The sequence below is a fragment of the Profundibacter sp. genome (genome assembly GCF_965277155.1).
GTDB lineage: Bacteria > Pseudomonadota > Alphaproteobacteria > Rhodobacterales > Rhodobacteraceae > Profundibacter.
The window spans coordinates 308,428-319,444 of record NZ_CBDIBV010000013.1 but is presented as its reverse complement, the minus strand read 5'-3'; the positions used below and the strand labels follow the sequence as shown (position 1 = coordinate 319,444).

General features: G+C 57.1%; 12 protein-coding genes. 2 read left to right on the top strand and 10 right to left on the bottom strand.

Annotated features, from left to right (window positions below; all coding sequences use genetic code 11):
* Window positions 1-149: 149 nt before the first annotated feature.
* From ACQY4M_RS16770 to mbfA, 7 genes are all read right to left on the bottom strand, one after another.
* Entirely contained in the window at window positions 150-1,376 is a 1,227-nt protein-coding gene (locus ACQY4M_RS16770) for an IS256 family transposase (protein ID WP_428539582.1), read from the bottom strand.
* A 234-nt stretch (window positions 1,377-1,610) separates the two neighbouring features.
* Window positions 1,611-2,696, bottom strand: coding sequence for a cell division protein ZapE (gene zapE / locus ACQY4M_RS16765; RefSeq protein WP_428546494.1), 1,086 nt, complete (start codon window positions 2,694-2,696; stop codon window positions 1,611-1,613).
* Between the two features lie 3 nt (window positions 2,697-2,699).
* The gene (locus tag ACQY4M_RS16760) at window positions 2,700-3,548 is read right to left on the bottom strand and encodes an alpha/beta fold hydrolase (RefSeq protein WP_428546491.1); all 849 of its coding nucleotides are present in this window, start codon (window positions 3,546-3,548) and stop codon (window positions 2,700-2,702) included.
* A 163-nt stretch (window positions 3,549-3,711) separates the two neighbouring features.
* On the bottom strand, window positions 3,712-4,632 hold the full coding sequence (locus tag ACQY4M_RS16755) for an ornithine cyclodeaminase family protein (RefSeq protein ID WP_428546488.1): 921 nt from the start codon (window positions 4,630-4,632) through the stop codon (window positions 3,712-3,714).
* A complete protein-coding gene (locus ACQY4M_RS16750) occupies window positions 4,629-5,255 on the bottom strand; it encodes an HAD family hydrolase (protein ID WP_428546485.1) in 627 nt (208 codons plus the stop codon). The genes ACQY4M_RS16755 and ACQY4M_RS16750 overlap by 4 nt, the downstream gene beginning before the upstream one ends.
* Window positions 5,242-5,712, bottom strand: a complete 471-nt coding sequence (locus tag ACQY4M_RS16745) for a YaiI/YqxD family protein (protein ID WP_428546482.1) — start codon at window positions 5,710-5,712, stop codon at window positions 5,242-5,244. Before ACQY4M_RS16745 ends, ACQY4M_RS16750 begins: the two co-directional genes overlap by 14 nt.
* Window positions 5,713-5,716: 4 nt before the next feature.
* Complete coding sequence (gene mbfA, locus ACQY4M_RS16740; RefSeq protein WP_428546479.1) at window positions 5,717-6,694, bottom strand: iron exporter MbfA; 978 nt, start codon at window positions 6,692-6,694, stop codon at window positions 5,717-5,719.
* A gap of 129 nt (window positions 6,695-6,823) precedes the next feature.
* Between mbfA and ACQY4M_RS16735 the strand changes: the two genes are divergently transcribed.
* Together ACQY4M_RS16735 and ACQY4M_RS16730 are read left to right on the top strand one after the other, a co-directional pair.
* Window positions 6,824-7,441, top strand: a complete 618-nt coding sequence (locus tag ACQY4M_RS16735) for a TetR/AcrR family transcriptional regulator (RefSeq protein ID WP_428546476.1) — start codon at window positions 6,824-6,826, stop codon at window positions 7,439-7,441.
* 104 nt (window positions 7,442-7,545) lie between these two features.
* Complete coding sequence (locus ACQY4M_RS16730) at window positions 7,546-8,250, top strand: Crp/Fnr family transcriptional regulator (RefSeq protein ID WP_428546473.1); 705 nt, start codon at window positions 7,546-7,548, stop codon at window positions 8,248-8,250.
* Here the strand turns inward: ACQY4M_RS16730 and ACQY4M_RS16725 are convergent.
* Genes ACQY4M_RS16725 through ACQY4M_RS16715 form a run of 3 tightly spaced genes read right to left on the bottom strand, consistent with a single transcriptional unit; the run spans window position 8,247 to window position 11,013 of the window.
* Window positions 8,247-8,534, bottom strand: coding sequence for a nitric oxide reductase F protein (locus ACQY4M_RS16725; RefSeq protein ID WP_428546470.1), 288 nt, complete (start codon window positions 8,532-8,534; stop codon window positions 8,247-8,249). The two genes, ACQY4M_RS16730 and ACQY4M_RS16725, sit on opposite strands and share 4 nt — an antisense overlap.
* A gap of 5 nt (window positions 8,535-8,539) precedes the next feature.
* Window positions 8,540-9,097 carry a cytochrome c oxidase subunit 3 gene (locus ACQY4M_RS16720; protein WP_428546467.1) on the bottom strand — a complete coding sequence of 186 codons (558 nt, stop codon included), beginning with the start codon at window positions 9,095-9,097 and terminating at the stop codon, window positions 8,540-8,542.
* Entirely contained in the window at window positions 9,094-11,013 is a 1,920-nt protein-coding gene (locus tag ACQY4M_RS16715) for a nitric oxide reductase activation protein NorD (protein ID WP_428546464.1), read from the bottom strand. Before ACQY4M_RS16715 ends, ACQY4M_RS16720 begins: the two co-directional genes overlap by 4 nt.
* Window positions 11,014-11,017 lie beyond the last annotated feature (4 nt).

Here is an 11,017-nt window from a genome sequence, read left to right as displayed (position 1 = left end):
ATTGTTAGCGCACGAATGATATGGGCAGGGGCAAGAGTTTGTCAATTCCCGTGGTGCTATAGCGTTTTGACTTGATATTGAAAGGTTGTGTCTCGAAAGTGGTGGAAATTGATTTCAGGCACCTCCGAGCGGGTTGAGTTATGCGCCGGTCAGGCGGCTTGGTCAAGGGTTGCGTCGGCGACGGGCTGAGCGAGCGTTTCCCAGCCATCGACCTTTCGCATGACGATCTGCCCCGAGGCCATCAGAGCCCAAAGCAGCATCGGCACGGTCTCGGCGCATGGCAGCACGGTCTGGGTCTTGATGCGGCGGCGGAATTCCTCGTTCAGGCGTTCGATCGCATTTGTCGTTCTGGCCGATTTCCACTGGCCTTGTGGCAGACGCGTGAAGGTGAAAAGCTTATCTCCTGCTTCTTCCAAGCTGTCAGCGACGGCCTTGCATTTCAGCCGCCATTTTCGCAGAAATGCCTTGCGGCGGGTGGCGATTTCCTCGGGTGTTTTGGCGTAGATCATGTCGCGGTAATCTTCTGTCAACTCATCATGCATACGCTTGGGTGCCTTGGCCAGAAGGTTGCGGTGCTTGTGCACCGTGCACCTCTGGATCGGCAGATCTTCACCCCAGAGGGCAATGAGAGCGACCTCAAGTCCCGGTGCCCCGTCCACGATGACAAATTCGGGCCGTTTCAACCCGCGCGCATCCAGATCGTTGATGAACTGACGCCAGGCGGAGGTGCTTTCGCCGCCCATGTTCATCAGTGATAACAAGACCTTCTGCCCATCCCGGCGCACGCCAATCGCGGCCAGAACCGAGATATTGGTGGCCTTCCTGTCAATCCGCGTTTTGATCACGGTGCCGTCCAGGATCAGCCGCACGATGTCTTCATCCGCAAGGCTGCGGGCGCACCACGCCTGCCAGTCCACCTTCACCTTGCGCCAGGCGCGGCTCACCACATCCTTGCTGACCGCCCCCTGAAACAGGCCGAACAGGGCGCGTTTTACCCGCCGTGTGTTGGTGCCCGAAAGGTAGACAGCAGCGATCAGCGCCTCGGCCTTCTTCGTCAGCCGCTGGTAGCGGGGCAATGCCTTCGAGCGCCATTCTCTGGCCTTGCCGGCCTCGCCTGTGATCCGCGCACGCGGCACGCGCACCGTTTCGGTTCCAAATGTTCCGACCAGTTGCCGCTCGCGATGCCCGTGGCGGTATCCGGCCTTTGCCCCGCCGCTGCGGCCATACCGGCAACGGCCCAGAAACTGCTCCAGCTCCTCTTCGAAAACCGCCTCGATCGTCGCGCGGATGTTCTGGCGCAGCCGGTCTTCAATCGGGTCATAGCCTGCTTCATTGGCCAGTAGCGCGGATGTCGATGTTGCTGTATTCTTTGTCATGGCGTGATCTCCTTGGCGGTTCCAGCCGCCGGTTGGGTGGCTTCGATGCACCCGGAGATTACGCCGTCCTCGAATTTCCACCAAACTCGCAACACTACCTTAGAACTATTCTTAGGGCATTTTTTTTACAAGCCCCTTCTTCTTGCGTCAAATACCTCCGCCGGAGGCATCGCGCCCGCATGGGCGCAAATCAAAAGAGCGGCCCGCAGGGCCTCCATATTCGTTAGACCACGCTTAATCCTCGGCCCATTCGGCCCCCATCATTTCGCGCAGGCGGCTGGCTGTACGTTCAAATTCGAATGCGCCGTCCCCTTCGACATACAGCATCTCGGGCAAAGCCGCCGCGGTGCAGATCAGCCGCACATGGGCCTCGTATAACGTATCTATCAGGGTGACGAACCGCTTGGCCTCGTTGAAATTGCTGCGCGACAGCAACGGGATATCATCCAGCAACAAAACCCGTGCCACGTCACAAATCGCCAGATAATCCGCCGCCCCAAGGGGCACACCGCACAGATCGAAAAACCGTGCCCGCGCCACTCCGTTGTGAAACCGTGGTAACACCACATCGCGCCCCTTGACCCGTAGGGTCATTGGATCGCCCTTTGCCCCGTCTGTCAATTCTTTCCACACCGTATCCAGTGCTGCACGCGCCTTGGGGCCGTGCAGCACGAAATAGCTGCGCACACCACCCAGACGGTCCTGCCTGTAATCAACAGGGCTGGCCAGTTCATGCACCACCATTTGCTGTTTGATCAGCTCGATGAAGGGTAGGAATAATTGCCGGTTCAACCCGTCTTTGTACAGATCATCGGGCGGGCGGTTTGACGTGGTGACCACCACCACCCCTGCATCAAACAGCGCCTCGAACAAACGGCTGACGATCATCGCATCGGCAATGTCGCTGACCTGCATTTCGTCAAAAGCCAGCAAACGTACCTGCTGAGAGATCCCTTCGGCTACGGGTGCAATCGCATCATCCACCCCGCGTTTTCGGGCTGCATTCATGCCCTCGTGGATCTCTTGCATGAATGCATGGAAATGCACGCGCCGCTTTTCTGTGATGGCCAGATTATCGACAAATAAATCCATCAGCATGGATTTTCCACGCCCGACACCGCCCCATATATACAGGCCCTGCGGCACCTCTTCAGGTTTGTGGAACAGCCCGCCCAATATGCCGCGTTTTCGGGTTTTGGCAGCTTCCAGATGGTCGCAGATATCCTGCAATACAGGCAACACGGCCTGTTGTGCCGAATCTGCTGTCAGCTTTCCTTCGGCCACCAGTCGGGCGTATATCTGTTGCAGGGTTTCGGACATAAACTAAACTTCGCGCAGGAATTCCTGAATCGCTTTGATCACATCTTTGGGGTGTGTGTAAGCCAAAGAATGGGATGCCCCCTTGACCATCGTTTGACGCACATTGCGGTTTAGCTTTGTCAGTTTTCCAAGGCCGCTTATCGGAATAACCTTGTCCTCTTCGCCCCAGATGGCGGCAATGGGCAGGCCGGTTTTTGCAATCCTGCGGTGTTCTTCATCCAGCGGTTTTGACAGGATATTGCGCATGCTGGACAGCACCGCTGGCAAGAAACCCCTTACATAGGTTTCGGCAATCTGGCGATCGTAAATATCGGGGATTTCCGAAGGGATGGAAGATTCCGCTTTAACCGCCTTGCGGATCATGTGATCGCCGAACACCCGCATAATCCAGTCGCCAATTATCGGGGTTTTAATGATGAAATCCTGAAGCTTGTTTGACTTGATCCCCAATCCCGCCGGTGCAATCAGGATCAGCCGTTCCAGCATGTCGGGGTGTTTGGCTGTATAACAGGTCGCAATCGCACCACCCATCGAATACCCCAGCAACATGATGCCGCCATCAATGCCCTGATCTTCCAACAGCTCTTCCAACTGGGTCACAAAGAATTTTGCATTCTGACGCCCTAGCGCGCGCCCGGAATAGCCGCGTCCGTACAGGTCATAGGTCAGCACACGGTAGTCCATCATCTTCAACCCGCTTTCCACAGCGCGCCAGACATAGCTGGGGGTTGTCAGCCCGTGGATGCACACGGCGATCGGGCCATTCAGCGGGCCATGCCATTCATAGTAGGTTCTGCCGCTGGGCAAATTGGCAAACTTGCCCGGTGCCTCGGCTCGTGCTGCTTTGTTCATCGGGTGTCTGCGATGGCGTGCAATCGCCAAGGGCACAAAGTAAATCGCCAAGATAGCTAACAGTATCCACCACAATATCATGATTGCCCCCAAATTACCGGAAACCAGTCGTCGCGAAGACGCTGCCTTGTGATCTGAAAATCGGCAATCTGTTTGTCTGTAATCACTGGCCCCTCCAGGCATCCAGAATATAGCGGCTGACCATCAGGTCCAGATGCGCCCCGCCGCCGTTCTTGAACAATGTTATCTCGCTATCATCATTGCGCGCAAATATCCCTGTTGCCAAGTCATAGAAATCGGCAATCACATCTTCGGGTGATATTGCCCCGCTGGCTATCGGCATCATCAACTCGCCGATATGGTTTATCGTTGTATCGCGACTGTCCACAAACAACCGCGTCCGTTGCATGGCTACATCATCCACCTCGCGCATATCGGGGCGGTAGGCGCCGATCAGGTCGATGTGCTGACCTGCCTGCAACCAGTCGCCCATAATCAGCGGCTCGGTTGCCATCGTGGCCGAAGTGACAATATCCGCCACCCTGACTGCTGCCTCAAGGTCATCCACCGCGCGGGTATCAGGATATTCCGCGGCCATTTTTTGCGCCCCTTCCGGCGTGCGGTTCCAGACGGTAAAACTGACATCGGAGAAACCCGCACCATAGGCTTCACGCAAGGAGCGGCCTACGGTGCCAGCCCCGATAATCAGGATGTTGCGGCTGTCGGGGCGGGCCAGATGTTTGGCGGCAAGCAGGCTGTCTCCAGCGGTTTTCCATTTGGTAACAAGATGGAAATCCACCAGTGCCTCTAATTCACCGGTATCGTCGGAAAACAGGTTTACAGCGCCGTTGACCACAGGTTTTCCTTGTGCTGGATTGTCGGGAAAGATTGTTGCGGCCTTGGTCGCCAGTCCCAACCCGTCAATCCACGCGGCCCGTGAAAGCAGCGTATCCTTACCGCGATAGAGTAGTGTGTCGGCTATTTCGGCTTTGGGCAGAGTGTGTGCTTTGGTCAAAGCCGCGCCCAGATCGTTCCAGTCCAGCAGCGCCTGACCCTCGTCAAATCCAATGATGTCAAATGTCATAACTCTGCCTCTTGTCTTGTTAATACCCCGTGATCGACCAACGCCCGCGCCCAGCCATCCGGCCCTTCAAACAGATGCACGCGCCAGCCGCGTTTAGTGGCTGTTTCGATGTTTTCAGGCCGATCATCGGTGAACAGCAGGGTTTCGGGGGGCAGGCGGCAACCGGTCTCTAATGCTGCATAAATGTCGTTATCTGGCTTCATCATGCGCAGATAGCCAGACACATATTTCTGATCGAATTCGTTAAAAAACGGATAGTGCAGCATTGCGGTTTCAAACGGTTCAATGCCGAAATTCGACAGGGCGAATACCGGAACCCCCTTGGCCCGAATGCTGCGTAACAGGCGCACAGACCACGGGATTTCGGGGCTGGCCATATCCAGCCAGCGGTCATGCCACATACGGATTTCAGCGCCGTATTCGGGGTGCTTTTCGGCCAGCGCATAAAAGGAATCACGAAACGGGGCGCCGCGATCAACCTGAGCGTTTACCCCGTATAGATCAACCGCCGCAAACAGTGCCTTGCGGCGGTCTAATCCGATGGTCCCATCGTAAAACCGTTCGGGGTTCCATTCGATCAGCACCTGACCAATGTCGTAGATTACAGCCTTAACTTGCCCCATCCGCACATTCTTTCATCGCTTTTTGCAATTCGGTATCCAGCGAGGAAAGGAAACGCGACCGGTCGGCCTTTGTAAAGGGTTTGCCGCCACCCTGACGAAACGGGTCAGCCGCGCGAAGGTCGCTCATCAAATCGCGGGTGGCCAGAATGTTGCCGATGTTGGCAGGCGTGAACACCTCGCCATTATGGCGGATCACACGGGCGCCACCCTCAAGGCATTTCGAGGCCAGCGGAATATCACCCGTCACCACCACATCCCCGCGACCGGCGTGTTCGGCAATCCACATATCGGCCACATCCGGCCCGTCCGGCACGAAGATCATCTCCACCAGCGGGTTGGCCGAAGGGCGCAGCCCCCCGTTGCAAACGATATACATTTTCAGACCGCGCCGTGTTGCGACACGCTCGGCCTCGTCTTTGACCGGACAAGCATCAGCGTCAATGTAAATGGCTGTCATAATTCTAACCGCCACCAATCAATACACCTGTGGCAAACACCAGTGCCCCGCCCAGAACCACCTGAAATGCGGCCCGCATGAACGGCGTATCCATATAGCGGTTTTGTATCCATGCAATCGCCCACAATTCAAAGAACACAACTACAAAGGCGATACTGGTTGCAGTCCAGAAATCAGTGATCAGATAAGGTAACGCATGACCCAGGCCCCCCAGCGCGGTCATCACACCCGAGGCAATGCCGCGTTTGAAAGGCGAGCCGCGGCCCGACAATTCACCATCATCCGACGCGGCCTCGGTAAAGCCCATCGAAATACCCGCGCCGATTGACGCCGCTGTGCCGACCAGAAAAGTCGTCCATGTGTTATGCGTGGCAAAGGCTGTGGCAAAGATTGGTGCTAGGGTGGAAACCGACCCATCCATCAAGCCCGCCAAACCGGGTTGCACCCAAGTCAGCACAAATTGGCGGTGGGCTGTGCGATCCTCGAATTCTTTGGAATCTGCGTCCAGAAATTCGGCTTCCAAGGCGGACGCTTTGGCATTATGGCCAGCCTCTTCGGCGGCGAGGTCACCCAGCAGTTTACGCGTTGCCGCATCTTTGGTTTCGCGGGCGGCTTTGGTGTAGAATGCTTCGGCGTCATTCTCCATTTTGGCGGCTTCTTCGCGGATCCTCTCCAATCCCAGATTTTCAACCAGCCAGATCGGGCGGCGGGCATAGAACCCCGCAACATGTTCACGCCGGATCAGGGGGATCACATCACCAAATCGTTCCTTGTGTAGTTCGATCAAACGGCGACGATGTTCATCTTCTTCGGCAGCCATGCCATCGAATACTTTGGCGGATGCCGGATATTCATCCCGCAGGCGTTCGGCATAACCGCGATAGATTTGTGCGTCATCTTCTTCCGAGGATATGGCGAGTGCCAGAATTTCCTGTTCATTCAGATCGGAAAAACGGCGGCGGTTGCTGACACCGGGGATCATATGGGCACTCCTTAATTTAGAATTATTCCAAAATATCATGCGGGTTGTCCGAGGCAAGCAGAAAGTGTTCTTTTCTTGCGTAAACCGATCAGTTCAGTTTATAGTTGCTTCCTAGCCACGGAGAGCCGAATGACAGCCACAGCACATAAAATCAGAAGGGGTCGGAAATTCGACCAGGTTCTGGAAGGGGCGCGCGTGGTTTTCATGAAAGACGGATTTGAAGGGGCCAGTGTCGACGACATTGCTAAAACAGCAGGCGTATCCAAAGCCACGCTATATAGCTATTTTCCCGACAAACGTCTGTTGTTTGCCGAGGTTGCCAAATGTGAATGCCACCGGCAGGCCGACACAGCACTTGAGGTGGTAACAAGCGATTCAACACCAGACCAGGTTCTTCGCGAAGCAGGCTTGCGGATGATCGAATTTTTCATATCTGATTTCGGTCTAAGCATGTTCCGCATATGCACCGCTGAATCCGGCCGCTTCCCTGAATTAGGCAAGCATTTTTACGAATCCGGCCCACAACTGGTGCGCGAACGACTGGTCGGATATTTCCATGAGGCCATTGACAAGGGCCAGTTGAAAATCAATGATCTTGATCTGGCCGCCGACCAGTTTGCCGAATTGTGCAAGGCTTCGTTCTTTCCCCGCTTGTTGTGCGGCATGGAAAGCAGTTTTGACAAAGCGGAAATTGAACGGGTTTTAAATGGTGCGGTTGAGATGTTCATGGCGCGTTACGGGGCGTAACCCGACCCTGAAGTGTGCGTTTTCAGACTAGTGAAGCCCCGACGACTCGGTTATTATACAGGGGAGGGTGAAACGCGCAGCTTCAGCCGGAGCCAGATGGCCAGATGGATAAGAAAACAGAAGCGATAGCCCGGGAATCCCTGTTCCTGTCCAGCTTGCCGGAAACCTCGGTCAGTATGATTCTGTCGAACACCACGGATCAATGTTTCAAACAGGGGGAAACGATTTTCCTTCAGGGGGATCCGGCGGACAACATTTATATCGTGATTGAAGGCTGGGTGAAACTGTACCGGATTGCGCCAAACGGGGCCGAAGCCATTGTCGGGGTTTTTACGGCGGGCCATAGTTTTGGCGAGGCACTGGCCCTGCGTCACGAGGTATATCCGGTGGCCGCAGAAGCCGTGACAGACAGCCATGTTATCAGCATGCCAACGTCGGTTTTGACCGGCCTGATCGAAAGCGACCCCGAGATTGCCATTTCGATGCTGGCCTCGACGTTTCAACACCTACATTCGATCGTGCTGCAACTGGAACAGATCAAGGCCTTTTCCGGCGCACAACGCGTTGCCGAATTTCTGGTTGGGCTGTGCCCTGTTAGCGAAGGGGCCTGCACGGTCACCCTGCCATATGATAAATCCCTGATAGCCGGGCGACTGGGGATGAAGCCCGAAAGCCTGTCGCGCGCCTTTGCCAAATTGCGCAAACAGGGGGTAACGGTGCGCCAGAACCACGCCGCGATTTCCGATGTTGAAGGGCTGCATGCCTTTGCCACGGGCGACGAAGAATTGCGGTTGCGCAAATCGGTTTAAAGCATGGGTGCTAAATAAAGTCCCAGCAACACCAGCGCATATAGTGTTAACGCGGTGTTGAACCCGCGCCGCCAGAACCTTGTGGTCTCCAGCCCCAGATAGCGCGACAGGATGATCCGCCCTTTGATCAGCGCCAGCAACAGGATCACCGCACCGGCCACGGCTGGAACCCAGCCAGCACCCGTTGCGGTTTTTCCGCGATCAATGAAAATGGCAACAGCGGTGCTGGTGGCACTTAGCACCAGCAAAGCAATCCATGCGCGGAATAGTTTATCCTTCAGCATACCCGTCACCTTAGCAGATAAATGACGGGGAACAGCAGCACCCAGACCAGATCGACCATATGCCAGAATGCTGCCCCGACCTCGATATTGCGGGGGGCATCACGCCATGCGACCAGCAGCAGGATCAGGATACCTGCCACCACATGCGCGGCGTGAAAACCGGTTAGCAGGTAGTAGAAGGTGAAAAAGGCGTTGGTGTCGATGTTGATACCGGCAGCGGCATCGGCGCGATATTCCAGCACTTTGATCCACAGGAATGCCACGCCCAAAACGGCGGCGATCACCAGCATTAGCCGCGCCTTTGCCCGTTGCGCCGCTTCGCGCAGGCGCAGGGCTTTGGCGGCCAGAAAGCCGCTGGTAACCAGTATGGCGGTGTTGGCCCCGGCGGCGGCGCGGTTCAGGTGATCCTGCGCTTCGGCAAACATTGCGGGGTCAGTGATCCGCACAGCCATGAATGCCGCCAGCCCCGCGCCGAATACCAGCAGCTCGCTGACAATCAGCACCCAGATCATCAGATCACCGGGTAGTTCGTCCAAGACGCTGTGTTGTTCAATATCGCTCATGCGCCCACCAGATGGCGGTAAATTTCCGGCAAGGCAAGCGTCAGCTTGTCAGGGTGCGCAATGGTCGCATATCCCCCTTGCCCGAACATCCGGTTGAACCATGCTTTGTCGCGGGCCTCGACTGTGATGCCGTAAACCGAATGGCCCGCGCGACGGGCTTCGCGGATGGCCATGGCGGTGTCTTCGATCCCGTGGCGGCCCTCGTAATGGTCCAGATCATTAGGCTTACCGTCAGTGATAACCAGCAACAGTCGTTTCTTTTTCGCCTGTTTCGCCAGATCGGCCGAAGTATGGCGGATGGCGGCGCCCATGCGGGTGTAAAACCCGGGTTTCAAGCTGCCGATCCGCGCTTCGACATCCCCGTTCATCGGCTCGCCGAATTCTTTGCAGGACAGCATATAAACCCGATCGCGTTTCAAGGATGAAAAGGCGTGGATGGCGAAATCGTCGCCGCAAGCGTCCAGCCCCCATGCCAGCGCGGCCAAAGCCTCGCGTTCGATATCAATCACCGCGCGGCCGGTAACGGCACTCTCGGTGGAGCGGGAAATATCCAGCAGGATCGAGACTGCGAGGTCCCGCCTCTGCGGGCGGGACTGGCACCAGATGCGATCGGTGCCTTCGCCATAGGCGTGCAGGTCGGAATAGGAACGCACGGCGGCGTCCATATCCAGTTCCTCGCCGTCCGGCTGGCCGTGCAGGTATATCCGGCCCGGTTGCAACGCCTCGAACTGGCGTTTCACGGCGCGGATACGGCGCATGGCCTGCGGGTCGGCGCGAAAGGAAGGGATTTCCTCGGTAATTTTCGCGCGGCTGGCCAGAACGCGGGTGTGGTCGGGCAGGTAGGATTTGCTGCGCGTTTCCCATTCGGGATAGGTGAACACGCCGGACAGCCGTTCGCGGTCCACGTCCTCGGGCGCCAGATCAAGGTGCAGTTTCAGGCGGGTTGCAGGGGCTTTGGAGATTTGCCCCAGCCCGATTTCATCCTGATCATCCGCGGCCTTTTTGGCGTTGTCGTATTCGTCGTCTTCAACCTTGCGGTTCAGGTTCAGGAATTCGGCCCATGACAGGATGGTTTCGAAATTGAACAGGGTCAGGCTGTCTTTGCGCTCGGCCTGATCGGCCTTGTGCCGCTTGGCCTTTTTCACAACCTCGCTGCCCTCTTCAGGCGGGCGGCCATCGGTGGCGCGGGTTTCGGCCTCGCTTGGGGCGCTGAATTCGACAGCGCGCAGGGCGGGCCACAGCGGCACGGGGTGGAACGGGCGATAACCGCGCGGGGCGGTGACGGTTGAGGGATCGTCCAGCGCAGGCAGCAGGGTGGGCGTGTTTTCCTCGCCCAGAAGATGGCGGATCAGTGTTTCGACCTCGGCCTCGCGGGCGGGCAGGTTAGGGCGGTTGCGGCCGCGCAGGGCAAACTGGCACAATGCGGAATATAGCGGGTGCAGGCCGGGGGCCTGTTCCAGTGTTGCCTGTGTCATTTCACGGGCGGCGGCGATGGCCAACAGATCATTGCGCAACGGATCGGGGTCATCACGCCGTTCCGGTGCGTGGGCAGCGCAGGCGGTCAGCCACAGATACAATGCAGCATTGGCCTCGCGGCTGGGGAAATGGGCGATGCTGTCGGGCAGGCGTAATGCCTCGCCATCAAATGTGGCGTGGGCGATACGTTCAACGTCCGTGCCCAGACGGCGGCGGAACGACAGGCGGTGGCGACTGACCTCAATCGCAACAGGCCGGATTTCGACCGAAGGATCGCCCCCCAGCCCGCGAAAAAAGATTGCCAGCCGCCCGTCAACCTCGGAGAGGTTGACCGTGGCCCCTTGATGCTGAATTGGTGCATCCAAACGGCTGGCGAAGGAATGCCATAGTTTCCCGACAGTCTCTTCGGGTTCCCACGGATCCAGTTCGACCTTGGTCATGCCA